Here is a 21,194-nt window from a genome sequence, read left to right on the forward strand (position 1 = left end):
GAAACCGGCAAGTTAAACTTGGGTAAGAATTACGAGACGGCAATGTCGGCCACGGTTTCGCCATGCGCATTTGTCGGCGCCGGGGCGGAGCGGCGGCGACGCAGGGCCACCCCGCCGCCACGCCCGCCCGTAATCCCCTGCAAAGTCCCGAATAAACGCCCGCGTTAACCAGTCGGTAACCATGAACCCGGCAAATTTTGCCGAGGGCCGGCTTTTTCGCCGGAGCGCGTGCGCGGGGCTGAGGTCATGTCGGACATTGCGGCGGGTCAAGGCGGATCGGGGTTCAAGTTCCCGAGCCTGCGCGAGATCGGCGACACGCTGAGGTCGGGCGACATCGCGCTCGCCGTCGGCGTGATGACCATCCTGGTCGTCCTCATCCTGCCGCTGCCGCCGCTGCTGCTCGATTTCGCGCTCGCGGTCTCGATCATCACCTCGGTGCTGATCCTGATGACGGCGCTGTTCATCCACAAGCCGCTGGAGTTCTCGGTCTTCCCGACCGTGCTCCTGATGTCGACGATGCTGCGGCTGTCGCTGAACCTCGCCTCGACCCGCCTGATCCTGTCGCACGGCCACGAGGGCACGGCCGCCGCCGGCCACGTCATCGAGGCGTTCGGCAACTTCGTGATGGGTGGCAACTTCGTCATCGGCATCATCGTGTTCACGATCCTGGTGATCGTGAACTTCGTGGTGATCACGAAGGGCTCGGGCCGCATCGCCGAGGTGGCGGCGCGCTTCAACCTCGACGCCATGCCGGGCAAGCAGATGGCGATCGACGCCGACCTCTCGGCCGGCCTGATCGACGAGAAGGAGGCGCGCACCCGCCGCAAGAACCTCGAGGACGAGAGCTCGTTCTACGGCGCCATGGACGGTGCCTCGAAATTCGTGCGCGGCGACGCCATCGCGGGCCTGCTGGTCGTCTTCATCAACATCATCGGCGGCATCATCATCGGCATCGCCCAGCAGGGCATCTCGTTCGCCGAGGCCGGCCGCACCTACACGCTGCTCACCGTCGGCGACGGCCTCGTCACCCAGATCCCGGCCCTGATCGTGTCGACCGCCGCCGGCCTGCTGGTGTCCAAGGCGGGCCTCTCGGAGGCCGCCGACAAGGTGCTGCTCCGCCAGCTCTCCGGCTATCCGAAGGCGCTCGGCATGTCGGCCGCCGTGATGATCGCCATGGGGCTGCTGCCCGGCATCCCGATGCTGCCCTTCTTCCTGCTCGGCGGCGGCGCCGGCGCGCTCGCCTACGTGATCGACAAGCGCGCCAAGGACGAGGTGCAGGTCGCCACGACCACCTCGGCGGCGGCCGCCGCCGCGGCGCCGGCCGAGGAGCCGATCTCGGCCGCGCTGAAGATCGACGACCTCAAGATCGAACTCGGCTACGCGCTGCTGCCGCTGGTCAACTCGCCGGACGGCAGCGATCGTCTCACCGAGCAGATCAAGGCGCTGCGCCGGTCGCTCGCCATGGACATGGGCTTCGTGATGCCCGCGGTGCGCATCCTCGACAACGTGCAGCTCGACGCCAACAGCTACGTCATCAAGATCAAGGAGGTCGAGGGCGGTACCGGGCGGGTCTGGCCGGGGCAGTACATGGCGATGGACCCGATGGGTGGCCAGGTGAACCTGCCCGGCATGCACACCACCGAGCCGACGTTCGGCCTGCCCGCCACCTGGATCGACGCGAGCCTGAAGGAGGAGGCGGCGGTCAAAGGCTACACCGTGGTCGACGCCGCGACCGTGCTGGCGACGCATCTGACCGAACAGCTCAAGGCGAACATCTCCGAGCTGCTCTCCTACGCCGAGGTACAGAAGCTGCTGCGCGAGCTGCCCAAGGAGCAGGGCGAGCTCGTCAAGGAGATCGTGCCCGGGCAGATCACCATCACGGGCATCCAGCGGGTGCTGCAGCTCCTGCTCACCGAGCGCATCTCGATCCGCGACCTCGGCACCATCCTGGAAGGCGTCGCCGACGCGCTGTCGTTCACGCGCAGCCCCAACGTGCTGGTCGAGCATGTGAGGAGCCGCCTCGCCCGCCAGATCTGCGCCCAGTACACGACGCCGGCCGGCCACCTGCCGCTGATCGCGCTCTCGGCCCGGTGGGAGCAGGCCTTCGCCGAATCGATCGTCGGCCAGGGCGACGACCGCCAGCTCGCCATGCAGCCGTCGCGGCTGTCCGAGTTCATCACGCTGGTGCGCGAGCGGTTCGAGGAGGCGGCTCGCATGGGCGAGGCGCCCGTGCTGGTCACCTCGCCGGGCATCCGGCCGTTCGTGCGCTCGATCGTCGAGCGCTTCCGCGCCCAGACGCCAGTGCTCTCGCAATCCGAGATTCACCCGCGCGCCCGGCTGCGCACGGTGGGCAGCATCTGATCCTCCGGACGTCAAGCGGTCTTCGAAGCGCCCCGGACGCGGCCCGTCCGGGGCGCTTCGGCGTTCGGCGCAACGGCCATGTCCGGCACGGCACTTGCTATGCAAGGCGGCCACGGTCGAGCCACCTCTGGCCCGATCCCCCCACCCCCTGCCGGTCCGGACACCCCCGCTCCGCCGCTGTCTTTGGAGGTTCCCATGATCGACCATGCGCACGCCCGCGCCTCCGCGCTCACGCGCCGTCACGTCCTGATCGGCGGTGCCGCTGCCGGCGTGCTCGGCACGCTGCACGGCGCGGCGGCACAGACGGCCGCCAAGGTGACGATCGCGATGTCGCTCGGCGACGTCCCGCGGTTGTGGGCCGGGCCGGACGGCGGCTTCGAGGGCCTGCGCTTCGGCGGCTACACGGTGTTCGACGCGCTGGTCGCATGGGATCTGTCCAGTGCCGACAAGCCCTCGACCCTGGTGCCGGGCCTCGCCGAATCCTGGAGCATGGACCCGGCCGACCGCACCCGCTGGATCGTCAAGCTGCGGCCCGGCGTGACCTTCCACGACGGCACGCCGTTCGACGCCGACGCCGCCGTGTGGAACTTCGCCTCGGTGTTCGACGACAAGGCGCCGCAGTATCTCGCCCAGCGCGCGCTCGGGATCCGGGGCCGCCTGCCGAGCGTCAAGGGCGCCGAGAAGATCGACGCGACGACGATCGCGATCCTCACCCATGCCGAGGACTCGCTGCTGCCCTATCAGCTCACGTTCCTGTTGTTCGCGAGCCCGGCCCGCTACGCCGCACTCGGCAACGACTGGATGAAGTTCGCGGCCGAGCCCGCCGGCACCGGGCCGTTCAAGGTCGTCAGGCTCGAGCCGCGCGTGCGCCTCGAACTCGCTCGCAACGATGCGTATTGGGACAAGCCGCGGCTGGCCAAGAGCGCGACGCTCGTGCTGGTACCGATCCCGGACGGCACGGCCCGCGTGTCGGCGCTGCGCGCCGGTCAGGTGGACTTCATCGAGTCGGTGCCGCCCGACACGATCCCGAGCCTGAAGGGCGCCGGCTTCACCGTGACCCAGAACGTCTATCCGCACACCTGGATCTGGTATCTCTCGGTGCTGCCAGGCTCGGCCTTCGCCGACAAGCGGGTGCGCCGGGCCGCCAATCTCGCGATCGACCGCGCCGGCATCGTCGAGATGCTCAACGGCACGGCGATCGCGGCCGAGGGCCTGGTGCCGCGCACCTCGCCGTGGTTCGGCAAGCCCGGCTTCGTGCTGAAGCATGATCCGCAGGCGGCGAAAACGCTGCTCGCCGAGGCGGGCTACGGCGCCGGCAAGCCGGCGCGGGCCAAGATTCTGATCGCCAACTCGGGCGGCGGCCAGATGCAGCCCCTGCCCATGAACGAGGCGATCCAGCAGAGCCTCGCCGAGGTCGGCATCGTGGTCGAGTATCAGGTGGTCGACTTCATCACGCTGTTCACGGCCTATCGCAACGGCGCCAAGCCGCCGGCCGACAATCCGGTCGGGCTCAACCTGTCGCTACCGACCCAGGATCCGACCAGCGGTTTCGTCCGCTGCTTCGACTCCGCATTGGTGTCGCCGCGCGGCACCAACTGGGGCCACTACGCGAACCCGGCCGTCGACGCCGCCTTCAAGACCGCGCAGCTCGCCCGCGACGTCGCGGCCCGCGACCAGGCGATGGCCGAGGCGCACGCACTGCTGGTCGACGACGCCGTGGCCCTGATGGTCGTGCACGACCGCAATCCGCGCGCCATGTCGGCCAAGCTGAAGGGCTTCGTGCAGCCGCAGAACTGGTTCGCCGATTTTACGCCGGTCGCGATGGGGTGATCCCGGCTCCGAGCGCCGGACGTGGTCATGGCCGGGCCTGTCCCGGCCATCCACGGCACTGCTTCAGAGCAACATCAAACACGTGGATGCCCGGCACGAGGCCGGGCACGACGAGTCTGAATTCGCGGCCACTGGCATGAGCCGCATCGAGACCCGGGAGACGATCTGATGAAAACGGATCTCGTCGTGCGCAATGCGCGCGTCGTGCGCCACGACGGCGAGTTCTTCGGCGGCGTCGCCGTCGTGGACGGCACGATCGCGATGCTGGGCGCGAACGCGATGCTGCCGGATGCCACGCGGGTGATCGATGCCGAAGGCCGGGTGCTGATGCCCGGCGTGATCGACACCCACTGCCATCTCGGCTTCCACTATCCCTACGACGAGGATCTCGCCACCGAGACACCGCCCGCGGCGGTCGGCGGCGTCACCTCGGCGCTCGACTACACGCCGCTGGTCACGGCCGACCATCTCGGCTTCTTCCGCGAGAAGTGCCGGCAGATCGAGACCCGCTCGGCGATCGACTGGGGCTTCCATTTCATCATCCAGCGCGAGGAGGACGTCCACCGGCTGGCGCAGATCACGGCCGACACGGGCGTCACCTCCTACAAGTTCTATTTCGGCTACGAGCCCGACAACGCCATCGGCATCGTCCCGGCGACCGACGGCTGGATTTTCGGGGCCATGCGGGCGCTGGTGACGATCCCCGGCGGCGTCATCAACGTCCATTGCGAAAACACGGCGGTCGGCACCTGGCTGGAGCGCGAGCTCCGCCCGACCGGCCGGCAGGATCTCGGCGCCTATCAGGAATCGCGGCCGGGCTTCGTCGAGGAGGAGACGATCCGCCGAATGATCTTCTTTTCCGAGCTGACCGGCTGCCCGCTGCATGTCGTGCACACCACCATCGGGGCCGGCGTGAGGCTCGGCGTCGAGGCCCGCGCCCGCGGTGTCGACGTCACGATCGAGACCTGCCCGCATTACCTCACCCGCACCTCCTACGATCCCGATCTCGACATGAAGGCGAAGATCTGCCCGCCTTTGCGCACCAAGGACGAGCAGGAGGCGCTGTGGCGCGGCGTCGCCGACGGCGGCATCTTCTCGATCGGCACCGACCATGTGCCGTTCCGGCCCAAGACGGGCGTCGATCTATGGACCGAGTCGCCCGGCGCGGTCGGCTTCCAGTGGGAGCTGCCGCTGATGCTGCATTTCGGCCACCACGCGCGCGGTGTGCCGCTCACCCGGCTGGTCGAGATCAATTCGTTCAATCCGGCCCGCCGCTTCGGCCTCGCGCCGAGGAAGGGCACCCTGCAGGTCGGCGCCGACGCCGACCTCGTGCTGGTCGACCTCGATCTCGAAAAGACCGTCACCCACCAGGGCAAGGGCCACTGTATCTACGAGGGGATGCGGCTGAAGGGCTGGCCGGTGGCGACCATCGTGGCCGGCGCCGTGGTGGCCGAGAACGGCGCCTACGACGACACCGCGGCCCGCCCCGCCCGCTGTCTCAACGTACCGGCCGGGATGGGGTGACGTGTCGGTCCTCGAGGCGGAACCAGCGCGGATCGGCGATGGCGCCTCGGACTTGGTGAAAACGTTTTCACCGAGTTGAGGGCATCGATCGTCACGGCGTGAGGATACGGGACGGGGACCGTGGGGCTTGGTCGCTCGGGTTTGATCGTGGGCGACCAGCCGGGCCGCATCCGGCGCGGAACATTACCGCAGCACCTCAGGCCGCTTTCGGGGGAGTTGATTAAAATCCTGGTGAATTTTGTAAATCGTTCTAAGAACAAGAGATTTATAGTCTGCCTCGGGTCGCCGATCACGACAACGTGAGCGACCGGAGGGGAAACCTTCCGGGCCCGTATCGGTTGTTGCGGCAGGGGATGGTGCGCTGCACGGGGATTTTCGGTTTCCACGCCACGTCCGGGATGAACACGGGTTCGTGACCGAACACGCGTTCCCGACCGACAGAGGTGGATTGAACCGAGCCCCGATCGCCGGCGACCAACGGACACGTTCGATGGGAGGGGTCACATGAACAACGCGTCGCTCGCCACTGCCGACCGAGTCACCCACCTGAAGGTCGTCGTGCTCGCGCTGATCGCCTCGATCGCCATCATGGTGATCGGCATCACGGCGCACGCGGTGGACGACACCCGCGCCTACGGAGTCGCCGCGACCCCGATCAAGGCCGGCAAGGTCATGGTCTCCACCACGGACGCGCGCACCCTGGTGCGCTGATCGGTTTTCCTCCTGGCCTCGGCGATTGCCCCGCCGAACGCCAGTCACGTCGAACCTCCAGACGTCGCAAACGGCCGGGCCCCGCCCCGGCCGTTTTGCGTTGGCGGGCGCCTCCTCGTGTCCCGGGCGCGTCGACCGGCGACGCGAACCGAGACCCAGAGCGATCGGCACGAGAGGCTTGCCGCCAGGGCACGATGCCGAAATCACGTGGCGCGAAAACAAAAACCCCGCCATTCGCGGCGGGGGTCGGAAGACGTCCGAGTTCGGGAGGAGAGCCCACGGCTCACGGACAACGCCGAACAGCTGGGACGGAAATCGACGCGATCGGCAAGGACGGACCGACGGAGCGGATCGGCAGAGCCCGGTCAGGTCGGTCGCCGGCCGGGCCGGCGACCCTTGGTCGATCAGGGTCAGATGGCGATGCGGGCCTCGTCGTCGGACGGCTCGCGGAGAACATAGCCGCGGCCCCAGACGGTCTCGATGTAGTTGCGGCCCTGCGACGCGTTCGCCAGCTTCTTGCGCAGCTTGCAGATGAACACGTCGATGATCTTCAGCTCGGGCTCGTCCATGCCGCCGTAGAGATGGTTGAGGAACATCTCCTTGGTGAGCGTCGTGCCCTTGCGCAGGCTGAGGAGCTCCAGCATCTGGTACTCCTTGCCGGTCAGATGCACCCGCTGGCCGCCGACCTCCACGGTCTTGGTGTCGAGATTGACGATCAGGTCACCGGTCTGGATGACCGACTGGGCGTGGCCCTTCGACCGGCGCACGATCGCGTGGATCCGCGCCACCAGCTCGTCCTTGTGGAACGGCTTGGTCATGTAGTCGTCGGCGCCGAAGCCGAGCCCCTTCACCTTGTCCTCGATGCCGGCGAGGCCGGACAGGATCAGGATCGGCGTCTTGACCTTGGACACCCGCAGCGCCCGCAGCACCTCGAAGCCCGACATGTCCGGCAGGTTGAGGTCAAGCAGAATGATGTCGTAGTCGTAGAGCTTGCCGAGATCGACGCCCTCTTCGCCCAGATCGGTCGTGTAGACGTTGAAGCTCTCCGACTTCAGCATCAACTCGATGGATTGCGCAGTCGCGCTGTCGTCTTCGATCAGGAGAACGCGCATGCCAGTCCCCTTCCATGCCGCGTCGGATTGAGGGCGGCCCGCCGCACTGCCGGCCAACTCTGACGCCTCGGGACCCAACTGATTCGAAAGGTTAACGGCCAATCCTTAACAAAGTCTGATTCCCCAGCGCAAGACACCACTGGGCAATTTCGCCAGAATCGGCCTAAAATGTTGTGGCGGGATGGTTTTTTGAGCACGTTCACGCTCACATCTCACTTTAGGAAGTGGCCGTAACCGATTCAGTCGACTCGCCCCTCCGTCGGCGGGGAGACGAGATTTCCGGATGGACCCGAGGACGGTGATCCAATGATTAACGGTGCGGGTAAACATCGCGTTAAAGTCGGCGGATCGGCCCCCGGTGGCGCGAATCGGTCGGCCCCCGCAGGGCGGCCCAGGTGAGGAGGCGCAGGTGAGGACACTCGCCGAGCAGATCGCCGAGATCGACGGGGTCGAGGTGTTCGGCCGCGTCGTCGGCGTGCGCGGCCTGATGGTCGAGGTGGCCGGGCCGCTGCACGCGATGTCGGTCGGGGCGCGTGTCGGAATCGAGACCACGGGCCGCACAATCCCTTGTGAAGTCGTGGGTTTTTCCGGCGACCACGCACTCCTGATGCCGTTCGCGGCACTCGAGGGCGTGCGCCGCGGCTGCCGCGCCGTGGTGATGTCGGCGGCCGCCGCGGTCCGCCCCTCGGAGGGGTGGCTCGGCCGTGTCGTCAACGCGCTCGGCGAGCCGGTCGACGGGCAGGGTCCGCTGCCGATTGGCCCGACGCCGTGTCGTTTCCGCAACAGTCCGCCCTCGGCGCATGCCCGCCAGCGGGTCGGCGGGCCGATCGATCTCGGCGTGCGCGCGCTCAATACATTCATCACCTGCTGCCGCGGCCAGCGCATGGGCATCTTCGCCGGCTCCGGCGTCGGCAAGTCGGTCCTGCTCTCGATGCTGGCCCGCAACGTCGATGCCGACGTCTCGGTGATCGGCCTGGTCGGCGAGCGCGGCCGCGAGGTGCAGGAGTTCCTTCAGGACGACCTCGGGCCGGAGGGCCTCGCCCGCTCGGTCGTCGTCGTCGCCACCTCGGACGAGCCGGCGCTGATGCGCCGCCAGGCCGCGTATCTCACGCTGGCGATCGCCGAATATTTCCGCGACGCCGGCAAGAGCGTCCTGGTGCTGATGGATTCGGTCACGCGCTTCGCCATGGCGCAGCGCGAGATCGGCCTCTCGGCCGGCGAGCCGCCGACCTCCAAGGGCTACACCCCGACCGTCTTCACCGAGCTGCCGCGCCTGCTGGAGCGGGCCGGCCCCGGCACCAATGCGGGCGCCATCACGGGCATCTTCACCGTGCTGGTCGACGGCGACGACCACAACGAGCCGGTCGCCGACGCGGTGCGCGGCATTCTCGACGGCCATATCGTGATGGAGCGATCGATCGCCGAGCGCGGCCGCTACCCGGCCATCAACGTCCTGAAATCGATCTCGCGGACCATGCCGCGCGCCTGCGACCCGGACTACCTGCCGGTGATCATGCAGGCCCGCAAGGTGATGGCGACCTATGCCGACATGGAGGAGCTGATCCGGCTCGGCGCCTATCGGCCCGGCTCCAGCGCCGAGGTCGACGAATCGATCAAGCTGCACGAGCCGCTGGAGACCTTCCTGAAGCAGGGCAAGAGCGAGTCGACCTCGCTGGCCGACGGCTACAGGAGATTGCAGCAAATCCTCATGGGCGCAGAAACCGAAAACTAAGACTATGCTCCCAGAATGGCGACCTGTTCGGAGCGGCTCTCGGCCCTGTCGTGCCAGGCTGCATTCGAGGCCGCACTCGGGGCTTCTGGGGAGTAACAGTCGATGAAGTCGCGCGATACACTTATTCGGCTCAAGAAGTTTCAGGTCGACGAGCACCGTCGCAAGGTCGCCCAGATCGAGACCATGATCGCCGAGTTCCTGCGGATGGCCGGCGATCTCGACCGCGAAATCCAGGTCGAGCAGGAGCGGGCCGGCATCGCCGATCCGGCGCATTTCGCCTATCCGACCTACGCCAAGGCCGCGATGCAGCGGCGCGAGAACCTCAAGCGCTCGGCCGACGAGCTGTCCGGCCAGCTCGAGGAGGCCCGCGCGGCGCTGCAGGAATCGTTCGAAGAGCTCAAGAAGGTCGAGCTGCTCGACGAGCGCGACCAGCACCGCGAGCGCGTCGCCGAGAACACCCGCGAGCAGCACGAGCTCGATTCGATCGCCGGCCTGCGGGCGCGCGGCGCCGTCGCCTGATCGATTCCCGCCTCCTGCCGGTCTCTGGTTTCCTGCCGCTCACGAAGGCCCGGGCCTGCCGCCCGGGCCTTCGTCGTTGCGGCGGCACGCATCCGCGGCGCTCGCTCCCCCTCGCCCCGCGGTGCTTGCGGGGCTGCGACCTTCGGCCATAATCGCGGCCGGGTGGGAACGGGGCGCCGGGATGCTGTCGTCGGCCGAACTGGTGTGGCTGCTCGCCGGAGTCGCCAAGGGCGATCTCGCGGCGTTCGAGCGTCTGTACATGGCGACGCGAGGGCGCCTCTATGCCGTGGTGCTCGGCATCGTGCGCCGGCCCGCGGTCGCCGCCGCGGTGCTGCAGGACGCCTATCTGCGCATCTTCGCCGAGGCGCCGCGGTTCGACCCGGCGCGGGCGACGCCGACGACCTTCATGGTGGCGATCGCCCGGCGCGAGGCGATCGCCGTGGCGCGCCGCGACGGCGCCATCGGGCGCGACGCCCCCGGCGACGCGGACACGGAGGATGGCGGACAGGGCGAGGACGGGTCCGGATCGGACGGCGACGCCGAGGTCGAGGCGGCGCCCGCGCCGCCGCCGAGCGAGACGCTCAAGCAGCTGCTCGGCGCCATCGGCCGGCTGGAGCCCGACCGCCGGCGCATGATCCTGCGCGCGTATTTCAACGGGGTCGATCGCGCCGGCCTCGCGAGCGAGTTCGACCGGCCGGTCGGAACCATCAAGACGCAGCTCCGGCGCGCGCTCGCCGACCTGCGGGAGTATTTGGGGAATGACTGACGACGACCGCGCCGGACTGGCGGCCGAGTACGTGCTCGGCACGCTGGACGCCGACGAACGCGACGAGGCGGACGCGCTGATCGCGCGCGATCCGGCCTTCGCGGCGCAGGTCGCGGCGTGGGAACGCCGGCTCGGCGAGCTCGACACGATGGTCGATCCGGTGACGCCGCCGGCGGCGATCTGGATGGCGCTGCGCGCCCGGTTGCCGGAGCCGTCTGCCGCTGCGCCACCCGTGTCAGAAGCGGTGGTGCCGGAATCGGTGGCACCGGAGCCGCCGGTCGCACCGGTCGCACCGGAGATCCCGGTCGCGGCGGCCGCACCGACGCCGCCGGTCTCCTCCTCGCCGCCCCCGTTCGAGCCGATCGCGGCGGAGCTGATCGCTCCCGCGGTGGCGGGCGCCGACAAAACGCCCGCGCCGGCGGCCTCGTCGCCCGACGTCCTGCGCGCCGTCGCCGAGGCGTTGGCGATGCCGCTCGCGGAGACCGAGGCTCGCGTGACGCCCCCGGCCTCGGCCCCGCCCCGGACACCGGCCGCGACGACCGCTCCGGCCGGCCCGGCGCCGATCACGGCCGGCGATCGCGACACCACGGCGGTCGACATCAAAATCTTTCCGGACGAAGACGCCACGGTGCCGGGTTATCCGCGCGGTCCGGCCGGCGTGCCGGACATCGGACCGGCGCCAGGTCCGTCGGGAGGCGCCCCCGGCGGCGCCCTGATTCCGCTGCCGACCGGCGGCGACGACGCGACGGTGCGGCGGCTGGTGCGTAGCGTGCAACGCTGGCGCAGCCTCGCGGTCGGGCTTTCGGCCTTCGTTCTGGCGCTCGGCGGTCTCGCCGCCGCGGCGCTTTTCGCACCCGATCGGCTGCCGCCGGAGCTGCGCCTCCTCCCGGGCCGGGTCGAGATCCGCGAGGTGGTGCGCACCGTCGAGGTTCCGATCGCGCCGTCCCCCGCCCCGCCCGCGGCGCCGCCGACCGACCCGGCCCGCCATGTCGCGGTGCTGCAGGCCGAGGGGACGACGCCGGCGTTCATCGTGTCGCTGCAGCCCGACCGCAAGAGCCTGATGGTCCGCCGCGTCAAGGCTGCCGACGAAGGCGACAAGCGCTACGAGCTGTGGCTGGTCTCGGACAAGTATCCGGCGCCGCGCTCGCTCGGCCTGCTCGGCACCGCCGAGTTCACCATCGTGCCGGCGGTCGCGGACTTTCCGCCCGACGTAGTCGCGGCCGCCGTCTATGCGGTGTCGCTGGAGGCGGAGACCGGCTCGCCGATCGACGGCCCCTCCACTCCGGTCGTCGCCTCGGGCCGCCTGATCGAAGCCGTCCCCGAGATGCCCGCCGCCCCCCCGAGCGGCAGCAGCGCGCCGTAACGCCCGGCAACAGCACCGCCGCGCCCCGCACAACAAGAACGCCCGGCTTTCGCCGGGCGTCTACGTCGGGGGAGTCGCGGCCCTTCTGGGCCGCGCGGGAACCGAACCGATCAGCGCACCGCGCCGAAATTGGCGGCGAGTCGCTGAGTCGCCGGCATGGCGAAGCCTGCGGGCTTGCCCGCCGCCGAAGCGGCGTTCGGGGCGTAGACGCCGCGCTGATCCGGCACCGGCTTGAACGCGTCGGTGAGGCCGACCACGGTCTCGGCGGCGCCGAGCACCAGGAAGCCGTCCGGCTCGGTGATCTTGCGGATCCGCTCCAGCACGTCGACCTTGGTGGCCTGGTCGAAATAGATCAGCACGTTGCGGCAGAAGACGAGATCGAACGGGCCGAGGCTGGTGAAGTCGCCGAGCAGGTTCAGCGTGCGGAACTGCACCATCGAGCGGATCTCGGAGGAGATCTGCCAGGTCTCGCCGGTCTGCGTGAAGTACTTCAGCAGCATCTGGATCGGCAGGCCGCGCTGCACCTCGAACTGCGAGTAGACGCCGGCCTTGGCCTTGTCGAGCACCTCCATCGAGAGGTCGGTGGCGATCATCTCGATGCGCCAGCCGTCGAGCCGCGAGCCCATGTCCTTCAGGCACATGGCGAGCGAGTAGGGCTCCTGCCCCGTGGAGGCGGCGGCGCACCAGATGCGCAGCTTGCGCTTCGCCTCGCGTGCCTTGAGGAGCGACGGAATGATCGAGTTGCGGAAGTGATCGAACGGCACCTTGTCGCGCAGGAAGAAGGTCTCGTTCGTGGTCATCGCCTCGACGACGGCGACCAGCAGGCTCTCCGAGCCCGGCCCCTTGAGCTTCTGCACGAGCTCGCTCAGGCCGCCGAGATTGTTCTTGCGGGCGATCGGCAGCAGGCGACTCTCGACCAGGTACTCCTTGTCGGCGGAGAGCACGAGGCCGGACCTGTCCTTGAGCAGCTTTCGCAGGTAGTCGTAGTCGAACGGCGTCACGAGCGCTCTCCCGAGAAAATACGCGTTACTTTCTGGGCGATCTGCCCCAGCGGCAGGATTGCGGAGCACAATCCCGCCTGGGCGACGGCCCCCGGCATTCCCCACACGACGCTCGAGGCCTCGTCCTGAGCGATGACGCTGCCGCCTGCGGCGACGAGCTCGGCCGCCCCTTTGGCCCCGTCCGATCCCATTCCGGTGAGGATGACGCACAGCGTCGCCCCGCCCCAGACCTGCGCGGCCGTCGACAGCAACGGGTCGACGGCGGGCTTGCAGAAATTCACCAGGGGACCGTCGCGCAGGACGATCACCGGGCTTCCGTCGCGCCGGGCCACCTGCATGTGGATGGCGCCCGGAGCGACATAGACGCGACCCGCGACGACCGGTTCCCCGTCCTGGGCTTCCCGAACCGGACGACCGCTGGCGCGCGACAGATGCTCGGCCAGAATCGTGGTGAAGGTCGGCGGCATGTGCTGGGTGATCAGCACCGGCACCTGATCGATCACGCGGCCGAGCTGCGCGATCACCTCGTTGAGAGCCTGCGGGCCGCCGGTCGAGGAGCCGATCAGCAGCACGCGCGGCAGGGTGTGCGAGAACGGCCGCAGCTTCAGGGCAACGGTCTTCTCGATCGTGTGCGCCGGCGGCGCGACGGACGGACGAGCGCCGCCGCCGGCGAGGCGCGTGTCGGGATGAGCCGGCGCCGCCGGCGTGGCCGGACGGGGCGCGCGCATCCGCCGCCGGCGCAAGCCGAGATGACGGACCTTCTCGACGAGATCGCGCTTGAAGTCGGCCGAGGTGGTGACGCCGCGCGCCGTCTCCGGCTTCGGGATGTAGTCGGCGGCACCGAGCGAGAGCGCCTTCAGGCTGATCTCGGCGTTCTTCAGCGTCAGCGTCGACGCCATGATGACGACGAGATCGCGCTTCTTGGCGAGCAGCAGCGGCAGGGCCGAGATTCCGTCGAGCACGGGCATCTCGATGTCGAGGATGGCGACGTCCGGATCGAGCCTCTCGACCTGGTCGACGGCCTCCTGGCCGGTGCGCAGCGAGGCGACGACCTCGAAGTCGGGCTGCTCCTCGAGCCAGCGGGAGATCAGGCCGCGCACCACGACCGAATCATCGACCACCATGACCCGAACCCGGTCGCCGGTGGCGGTCGATGCCCTGGACGTGGATGTGACGGCGAGTGCCATAACGCGAGATACTCGGTTACGCAGAAGAGACGACGGAGATGGCTTGCGAACGTGGAGCGTCCGGCCGGGACGCGCCGATCAGGTCTGGGCCGGATCGGCGGCGACGAGGCCGACCTCCTGGAACTTCGCCGCGACGATGTCCTTGTCGAACGGCTTCATGATGTATTCGTCGGCGCCGGCGTGCAGGGCACGGGCGATCTGCGCGACCTCGTTCTCGGTGGTGCAGAACACCACCTTCGGGCGGTCGCCACCCGGCATGCGCCGCAGCGTGCGCAGGAACTCGTAGCCGTCCATGCGCGGCATGTTCCAGTCGAGCAGGACCGCGTCGGGAAGCTCGCGCTGGCAGGCGTCGAGTGCCTCCTGGCCGTCCTCGGCTTCGGTGATGGCGAAGTCCATGCCTTCCAGGATCCGGCGCGCCACCTTGCGGATGACGCTCGAGTCGTCGACAACCAGACAGGTCTTCATCGCGTGCCTCGTCTCTCTCGTGCCCCGGCCGCGATCGTGCCGCCGGCGCACCCGCAATCGTTGAACGCTTCGGCTCAGGCCGCGATGGCCTCGCCCATGTCGAGCACCCGGTCGACGTCGAGGACGACCAGGAGCTGTCCCTCGAGCCGATGGACGCCGGCCGACACGCGGGCGAGCCGCGCGTCGAGATTGACCGGGTTCGGCTCGCGGGCGGTCTCGTCGAGCTTGAGCACCTCGCCGACCGAGTCGATCAGCAGGCCGTAGGACTCGCCCTTCGATTCGATGCCGATCGCCATCGGCTTCTTGCCGTCCTCGCGCTTCGGCAGGCCGAGCCTTCGGCGCATGTCGATCGCCGTGACGATGCGGCCGCGCAGGTTCAGCACGCCGGCGATCTCCGGCTGCGAGAGCGGAACCCGCGTGAGACGCTCGAGCATGAACACGTCCTGCACCCGCGAGATCGGCAGCCCGAAGAGCTGCTCGCCCAGCATGACGGTGACGTATTCGGTGAGCTGGTCGCTCGAAGTGTTGTCGTTCGCCATCCTCGTCTCCATCACGCGGCCTCGGCGTGGGCGGTCTGTTCCTTCAGGGCGGCGATCAGGCCGGGCCGGTCGAACTTGGCTACGAAGTCGTGGAAGCCGACCTCGCGCCCGCGCTCGATCGCCTCGGGCGAGGTCAGGCCCGACAGGGCGATGATCGGGACGTCCTTGGTCTCGGGATCGGAGGTCACCGCCTGGGCGAGCTCGAAGCCGTTCATGCCGGGCATGTCGATGTCGGTCACGACGACGTCGATGCGCTTGCCCGACTTCAGCACCTCGAGCGCTTCCTGGGCGGCGGCGACCGTGGTGACCTGATAGCCGGCGGCCTTGAGCACCGGAGTGAGCATGTTGCGGAAGAACGCCGAGTCGTCGACGAACAGCAACGTGCGGGTCACCGGACCGCCGAGCGCCTTGTCCTTGCGGCGCAGCCAGTCCTCGAAGGCGATCGGCAGGAAGTAGCCCATGTCGAGCACTTCGGTGGCCTGGCCCTTGATCACGGCGGAACCGAGAACGCCCGGAACGTCGCTCGACACCTCGATGTTGAGCGTGTCCTCGACGATGTCGACGATCTCGTCGACCACGAGACCCATCGAGCGCCCGTCGTCGGAGAAGACGAGCAGCGGCTGGGTGCCCTGGGTGCGGATCTGCACCTCGTCGTTGACCCGCACCAGCGGCATCAGCTGGCCGCGATACTGGACCAGACGACGGCCGTTGGAGATCTCGATCTTGGTCGCGTCGATCTCCTCGAGCCGGGTGACCAGCGACAGCGGCACCGCCTTGGGCTCCGGCGAGCCGGCCCTGAAGACGAGCAGCGAAGTCGTGTTGTCCTGACCGACGTGATGCTGGACGGCGTTGCTCTCCTCGGACTGCGCCTGCGTGGTGGCGATGGTGCCGAGCGCACGGGCGATCCCGTTCGGATCGATGATCATGATCACCGAGCCGTCGCCCAGGATGGTGTTGCCGGAGAACATCGCGATGTCGCGCAGCTTGCTCGACATCGGCTTGACCACGATTTCCTCGGTGTGGAAGACGCCGTCCACCACGATGCCGAAGGTCTGGGTGCCGACCTGCGTCACCACGATGAAGCCGTTCTCGGCGTCGTCGTTCGACTGCGTCTCGCCCTCGTCCATCTTGAGCAGGCTCTTGAGCCGGATCAGCGGCAGGAGCTTGTTGCGCAGGCGCAGGACCGGGGTGTCCTTGATCCGTTCGATCTTGTGCTCCGAGTTGGTCTGGGCGCGCACCAGCTCGACGACCGAGAGCTGCGGGATCGCGAAGCGGTCGCCGCCGGCCTCGACGATCAGGGTCGAGACGATCGCCAGCGTCAGCGGGATCTTGATGACGAAGCTCGACCCCGAGCAGGCCACCGACTTGACGTCGACGGTGCCGCCGATCTGGTCGATGTTGGAGCGGACCACGTCCATGCCGACGCCGCGGCCCGACACGCTCGTCACCTTGGCGGCGGTCGAGAAACCCGGCGCGAAGATGAACTTGTGGATCTGCGCCTCGCTCATCTTCTCGATCTGGGCCTCGGTGGCGAGCCCGCTCGAGATGGCCTTGGCCTTGATCTTCTCGGTGTTGAGGCCGCGGCCGTCGTCCGAGATGTCGATGATGATGTGGCCGCCCTCGTGATAGGCCGAGAGGCGGATCGTGCCCTTGTCCGGCTTGCCCAGCGCGCGCCGCTCGGCCGGCGACTCGAGGCCGTGGTCGGCCGAGTTGCGGACCATGTGGGTCAGCGGATCCTTGATCAGGTCGAGCACCTGGCGGTCGAGCTCGGTGTCGGCGCCGTGCATCTCGAGCTCGATCTGCTTGCCGAGTTCGGTCGCGAGGTCGCGCACGATACGGGGCAGCTTCTGCCACGCGTTGCCGATCGGCTGCATGCGCGTCTTCATGACGCCTTCCTGCAGCTCGGCCGTGACGTTGGAGAGCCGCTGCAGCGGCACCTTGAACTCGGAGTCCTCGTGACGGCGGACGATCTCGAGCAGCTGGTTGCGGGTCAGCACCAGCTCCGACACCATCGTCATCAGGTGCTCGAGCGTCTCGACGTTGACGCGGATCGACTGGTTCGCGACCTTGCCGTCGCCGCTCTTCTCGTCGTCGCCCTTGGGCTCGGTCGCCTTGGCGGCGAGCGCGGCGGCCGCCTTGGCGGCCGAGGTGGTCTGCGCCATGTCGGGATTGAAGACCGGCCCGGGCGTCTCGCGGAAGGCGCGCTCCAGCTCGTCGAGCGACACCTCGCCCGGACGCAGCTGACGCTCCAGCACCTGATAGGTGAGCTCGCCCTTGGTGACGTCGGCATCGGCCTTCGCGGCGGGAGCGGCGGGAGCGGCGGGCGCCGCCGCGGCGGGGGCCGGCGCCTCGGCCGCCTTGGCGGGCGCGGGCGCGTTGATGGCGAGCCGCTCGAGTTCGTCGATCAGATCGCGATCCTGGCCGGCCGGCTCTTCCTGGTTCTGCTCGAGGTCGTCCAGGATCGACTTGATCCGGTCGATGGTCGAGAGGATGAGGGTGACGGCCTCGCCCGTGACGGCCGTGCCGTCGCGGAACTTGCCCATCAGCGTCTCGGCGGCGTGCGCCAGAGCTTCGAGCCGGGGCAGCCCGAGGAACCCGCAGGTTCCCTTGATGGTGTGGACGAGCCGGAAGATGTTGTCGAGGATCTTGGCGTTGTTTGGATCCTGCTCGAAACGAACGAGTTCGACGTCGACGACATCGAGGCTTTCATTCGTCTCGGTCAGGAATTCCCGGAGCAAGTCGTCCATCGGATAAAACTCGCGTTACAGGACCGCGCAGCCCGGAGAGGAATTCGGGAGCGAATGCAGTCTCTTGGGAAAGCGTTTAAGTTTCGTTGCGGACGAGGGCGCGGAAACACGCATCCTGGCGATGTTCTTGCGCGACGATCGCGGGCGTTCGTCGCGCCCCGCCCTCGCGGGCTCCGCGACGAAGCATCGGAATTGTTGAAAATTAGAGAGAATATGGGGACGCGACCGGGCCCGTTAAGATTGCCTTAAGGGGCCCCGCAGCGATCCGCGGGCCGCGAAAAATTTTGCGTGGCGCCGCGTTCGCGCTGCTCGACTAACACTCGGAAAGGCTTGAAATAACCCTTTTGTACGAGGGTCGTTCAGCCGACATTCGCCACCGGCTCGGCGCCGGCACCGGCACCGGCCGGCGCGACGGCCGTGATCACGATCGCCTCGCCCTCGACCGCGAAGGCGACCTCGAGCCCGCAGGCCTTCGCCAGCAGGCCGGCGTAGAACGGCTGGACGGCATGCGCGTCGAGCGCCGGATCCTCCGGCGTGCCGGCGACAAGGTGGGGCAGATGCTGCGGCACGCGCGCGTTCATGCCGCGCGTCTCGACCCGGAAACCCATGCCCTCGCCCTCGCCGACCGGATCGATCGCGAGCGTGCCGCCGCGCGGAATCGTCTGGCCGGCGAGCAGCAGCAGGTTGAGCACCAGCTTGACCCGGTTCTTGGGCAGCAGCAGCCGCGGCAGGCTCCAGGACAGCTTGACCTTCTCGTCCTCGAGGGCGCCGCGGGCCACCTTCTCGGCGTCGCCGAGATCGATCTGGGCGCCGGCCGAGCCGGCGGCGCCGAAGGCGAGCCGGCAGAACTGCAGCCGGGCCGAGACCCGCCCGGCGCTCTTCTTGATGAGATCGAGCGCGAAGGTCTTGGTCTCCTCGTCCTGGGCGTCCTCCAAGACCTCGAGACCGTTGACGATGGCGCCCGAGGGGCTGATCAGGTCATGGCAGACCCGCGAGCACAGCAGGGCGGTCAGATCGAGCGGATCGAGCGTCACGGTGCTGGAGGGCACGGTGCTGCCGGGCACTGCGCTGGACATCGGGTCGGGTCTCCGCGGGGGCCACCGAATCGGCGCCGCGCCGCGGTGGTGCGATGTGATACACCGGCGCAAAGCATCAACGCAAACCACCGCTCACCCCGCCGGACCGACCGCATGGAGCCGACCCGAGACGCCCGCGACGCCGCCCCGCGCTCCGCCCGCCACGATCTCCACGACCTCGTCGACGACCGCCTGGCCGCCGCGCTCTCGACGCTGGTGTCGCGGGCCGGCCGCGCCATCCTCGAGGTCGCGCGCGGGCCGCTGGCCGTCACCGAGAAGGCCGATCATTCGCCCGTGACCGCGGCGGACCGCGCCGCCCAGGACGTGATCCTCGCCGGCCTCGCCCGGCTGCTGCCGGGCGTGCCGGTGGTGTCTGAAGAGAGTGACGACAATGCCGGACGCGACTTCGGCGACGCGCCCTTCGTGCTGGTCGATCCGCTCGACGGCACCCGCGAGTTCGTCGCCGGCACCGACGACTACGCCGTCAACATCGCCATCGTGCGGAATCGCCGGCCGCTCGCCGGCCTGGTCTTCGTGCCGGCCTGCGGCGTGCTCTATCGCGGCCGGGTCGGGCGCGGCGCCGAGCGCGTCGCCCTGCCGGCCGGCGCGTCGGACGGCCCGGCGGCGCCGATCCGGACCCGGCGCCCCCCGGCCGACGGGCTCGTCGCGGCGGTCAGCCGGTCACATCTCGATCCCGACAGCGACCGGTTCCTCGTCGCGAACGGCGTCGTCGACCGCGTTCCGCGCGGCTCGGCGCTCAAGTTCGGGCTGTTGGCCGAAGGCACGGCCGACGTCTATCCCCGCTTCGCGCCGGTGCGGGAATGGGACGTGGCGGCCGGCGACGCGGTGCTGACGGCCGCCGGAGGCGTCGTCCTGCGGCCGGACGGCACCCCGCTGCGCTACGGGGACGGCCCCCGCGGTTTCCTGGTGTCGGGCTTCGTCGCTTGGGGGGCTCCGCCGCCGCCCGGGCCGTGATCCGGATTTCGGCCGCCCGCAGGAAGGCGGAAGCCGGCGCGCCGGCTCACTGGGCGAGCTGGCTCTGTACCTTGGGCCAGTGCGACTGCGCCTCGGTCAGCACGCCGACCGGATCGGCCAGGAACTTCGCCTTCGCCGCGTCGCTGTAGAACAGCATCAGCCGGCCGCGGACGACGAGGAAGATCTCGGGGTGGCCGGGACGCGATACGCCGCGCGCGACGCCGACCGGATCGTAGCCGCCGAACAGCGGCCCGTAGACGCCGGGATTGTCGGCGAAGGCGTTGCGGTTGCCTTCGTTGCGGAACCGCCAGACCGTGCCCTGGTGATCGTACTCGAACTCGGGACGGCCGAGCTCGGGCTGGCCGTCGACGAAATAGGCGACCGGGTCGAAGCCCGCGAGGGCGAGGCCGGAATAGCGGTCGGTGACGACCCGCTCGCTGATCGCGGCCATCGGGCCGCCCGCCGGGGCGAGCGCGAGGCCGAGGACTGCGATGACGAGGGCGGCCGCAAGGCGCGCAGTTTGCAGGGTTCGCCGCCGTGGCGTCATACTGTTGCCGGAAGCTCTCTCGATTCGGATGCGACAGTCCTAGCGCGACTTCGTGATCAAGCCGTTAGCGCACTGCGAGAAAACCGGGTCGAGTTGTCGGAAAGGTCGGACATGCGCACAGCCTGGCGTCGGATCGCGGCCGCGGTAACCTTCGGCGCAACGGTCTTCCTGGTCTGCGCCGTGCCCATCCGGGCCGTCGCGCAGAGCCAGCCGGTGCCGGCGCATCCGCAGCGCAACGACACCTTCACGACCGGCGAGATCGTCTCGGCCGGCCACCGCTTCTTCGGCGGTGTGTCGCGCAGCCTGGCGACCCTCGTCGAGCGCGCCGCCAGCCAGTGGGGCCTGCCCAACGGCTACGTGCTCGGCGAGGAGGGCGGCGGCGCCTTCTTCGGCGGCCTGCGTTACGGCGAGGGCGTGCTCTACACCAAGAACGCCGGCGACCTGAAGGTGTACTGGCAGGGCCCGTCGTTCGGCTGGGACGTAGGCGGCGAAGGCGCCCGCACCATGATGCTGGTCTACAACCTGCCCGCGACCGAAGCGATCTATCAGCGCTTCGGTGGCATCGATGGCTCCGCCTACTTCATCGGCGGGCTCGGCATGACGGCGCTGACCGCCAACAATGTCGTGGTCGTGCCGATCCGCTCCGGCGTCGGGTTGCGGCTTGGGGCCAGCATCGGCTACCTGAAGTTCACGCCGCAATCGACCTGGAACCCGTTCTGATCGGGTCGTCCGCCGCGCT

General features: G+C 68.9%; 18 protein-coding genes. 10 read left to right on the top strand and 8 right to left on the bottom strand.

The window, feature by feature from the left end; translation table 11 throughout:
* Nucleotides 1-246: 246 nt before the first annotated feature.
* From flhA to ACFSOX_RS06915, 4 genes are all read left to right on the top strand, one after another.
* Nucleotides 247-2,361 carry a flagellar biosynthesis protein FlhA gene (gene flhA, locus ACFSOX_RS06900; RefSeq protein ID WP_378477060.1) on the top strand — a complete coding sequence of 705 codons (2,115 nt, stop codon included), beginning with the start codon at nt 247-249 and terminating at the stop codon, nt 2,359-2,361.
* Between the two features lie 195 nt (nt 2,362-2,556).
* Nucleotides 2,557-4,191, top strand: coding sequence for an ABC transporter substrate-binding protein (locus ACFSOX_RS06905; RefSeq protein WP_378477061.1), 1,635 nt, complete (start codon nt 2,557-2,559; stop codon nt 4,189-4,191).
* A gap of 168 nt (nt 4,192-4,359) precedes the next feature.
* Nucleotides 4,360-5,715: a dihydroorotase gene (locus tag ACFSOX_RS06910; protein WP_378477062.1), complete on the top strand. Its 1,356-nt coding sequence runs from the start codon at nt 4,360-4,362 to the stop codon at nt 5,713-5,715.
* Between the two features lie 504 nt (nt 5,716-6,219).
* Complete coding sequence (locus ACFSOX_RS06915; protein WP_378477063.1) at nt 6,220-6,426, top strand: hypothetical protein; 207 nt, start codon at nt 6,220-6,222, stop codon at nt 6,424-6,426.
* Nucleotides 6,427-6,836: 410 nt separating this feature from the next.
* Here ACFSOX_RS06915 and ctrA read toward each other — a convergent pair whose 3' ends face one another.
* Complete coding sequence (gene ctrA, locus ACFSOX_RS06920; RefSeq protein WP_111359911.1) at nt 6,837-7,538, bottom strand: response regulator transcription factor CtrA; 702 nt, start codon at nt 7,536-7,538, stop codon at nt 6,837-6,839.
* Nucleotides 7,539-7,947: 409 nt separating this feature from the next.
* Between ctrA and fliI the strand changes: the two genes are divergently transcribed.
* From fliI to ACFSOX_RS06940, 4 genes are all read left to right on the top strand, one after another.
* Nucleotides 7,948-9,270 carry a flagellar protein export ATPase FliI gene (fliI, locus tag ACFSOX_RS06925; RefSeq protein ID WP_378477064.1) on the top strand — a complete coding sequence of 441 codons (1,323 nt, stop codon included), beginning with the start codon at nt 7,948-7,950 and terminating at the stop codon, nt 9,268-9,270.
* 102 nt (nt 9,271-9,372) lie between these two features.
* A complete protein-coding gene (gene fliJ / locus ACFSOX_RS06930) occupies nt 9,373-9,789 on the top strand; it encodes a flagellar export protein FliJ (RefSeq protein ID WP_378477065.1) in 417 nt (138 codons plus the stop codon).
* Between the two features lie 181 nt (nt 9,790-9,970).
* Complete coding sequence (locus ACFSOX_RS06935; RefSeq protein ID WP_378477066.1) at nt 9,971-10,555, top strand: RNA polymerase sigma factor; 585 nt, start codon at nt 9,971-9,973, stop codon at nt 10,553-10,555.
* A complete protein-coding gene (locus ACFSOX_RS06940; RefSeq protein ID WP_378477067.1) occupies nt 10,548-11,918 on the top strand; it encodes an anti-sigma factor domain-containing protein in 1,371 nt (456 codons plus the stop codon). The genes ACFSOX_RS06935 and ACFSOX_RS06940 overlap by 8 nt, the downstream gene beginning before the upstream one ends.
* Before the next feature lie 110 nt (nt 11,919-12,028).
* On the opposite strand, the gene ACFSOX_RS06945 is transcribed toward ACFSOX_RS06940, so the two are convergent.
* The 6 genes from ACFSOX_RS06945 to chpT all read right to left on the bottom strand — a co-directional run bounded on the left by ACFSOX_RS06945 (nt 12,029) and on the right by chpT (nt 18,933).
* Nucleotides 12,029-12,919, bottom strand: a complete 891-nt coding sequence (locus ACFSOX_RS06945) for a CheR family methyltransferase (RefSeq protein ID WP_378477068.1) — start codon at nt 12,917-12,919, stop codon at nt 12,029-12,031.
* Complete coding sequence (locus tag ACFSOX_RS06950; RefSeq protein ID WP_378477069.1) at nt 12,916-14,106, bottom strand: protein-glutamate methylesterase/protein-glutamine glutaminase; 1,191 nt, start codon at nt 14,104-14,106, stop codon at nt 12,916-12,918. The genes ACFSOX_RS06945 and ACFSOX_RS06950 overlap by 4 nt, the downstream gene beginning before the upstream one ends.
* A gap of 78 nt (nt 14,107-14,184) precedes the next feature.
* A complete protein-coding gene (locus tag ACFSOX_RS06955; RefSeq protein WP_378477070.1) occupies nt 14,185-14,571 on the bottom strand; it encodes a response regulator in 387 nt (128 codons plus the stop codon).
* 74 nt (nt 14,572-14,645) lie between these two features.
* Entirely contained in the window at nt 14,646-15,110 is a 465-nt protein-coding gene (locus ACFSOX_RS06960; RefSeq protein ID WP_378477071.1) for a chemotaxis protein CheW, read from the bottom strand.
* 11 nt (nt 15,111-15,121) lie between these two features.
* Nucleotides 15,122-17,857, bottom strand: a complete 2,736-nt coding sequence (locus ACFSOX_RS06965; RefSeq protein ID WP_378477072.1) for a hybrid sensor histidine kinase/response regulator — start codon at nt 17,855-17,857, stop codon at nt 15,122-15,124.
* A 359-nt stretch (nt 17,858-18,216) separates the two neighbouring features.
* Nucleotides 18,217-18,933 (bottom strand): histidine phosphotransferase ChpT, encoded by a 717-nt coding sequence (gene chpT, locus ACFSOX_RS06970; protein WP_378477073.1) that lies wholly within the window; start codon nt 18,931-18,933, stop codon nt 18,217-18,219.
* Nucleotides 18,934-19,047: 114 nt separating this feature from the next.
* Between chpT and ACFSOX_RS06975 the strand changes: the two genes are divergently transcribed.
* Entirely contained in the window at nt 19,048-19,908 is an 861-nt protein-coding gene (locus tag ACFSOX_RS06975; RefSeq protein WP_378477074.1) for a 3'(2'),5'-bisphosphate nucleotidase CysQ family protein, read from the top strand.
* Nucleotides 19,909-19,954: 46 nt separating this feature from the next.
* Here the strand turns inward: ACFSOX_RS06975 and ACFSOX_RS06980 are convergent, their stop codons facing one another.
* On the bottom strand, nt 19,955-20,359 hold the full coding sequence (locus ACFSOX_RS06980) for a YHS domain-containing (seleno)protein (protein ID WP_378477075.1): 405 nt from the start codon (nt 20,357-20,359) through the stop codon (nt 19,955-19,957).
* Between the two features lie 207 nt (nt 20,360-20,566).
* Here ACFSOX_RS06980 and ACFSOX_RS06985 point away from each other — a divergent pair, with 207 nt between their 5' ends.
* A complete protein-coding gene (locus tag ACFSOX_RS06985; protein WP_378477076.1) occupies nt 20,567-21,175 on the top strand; it encodes a DUF1134 domain-containing protein in 609 nt (202 codons plus the stop codon).
* The last annotated feature ends 19 nt before the right edge of the window (nt 21,176-21,194 follow it).

This window comes from Rhodoplanes azumiensis, assembly GCF_042682915.1.
Classification (GTDB): Bacteria; Pseudomonadota; Alphaproteobacteria; order Rhizobiales; family Xanthobacteraceae; genus Rhodoplanes; species Rhodoplanes azumiensis.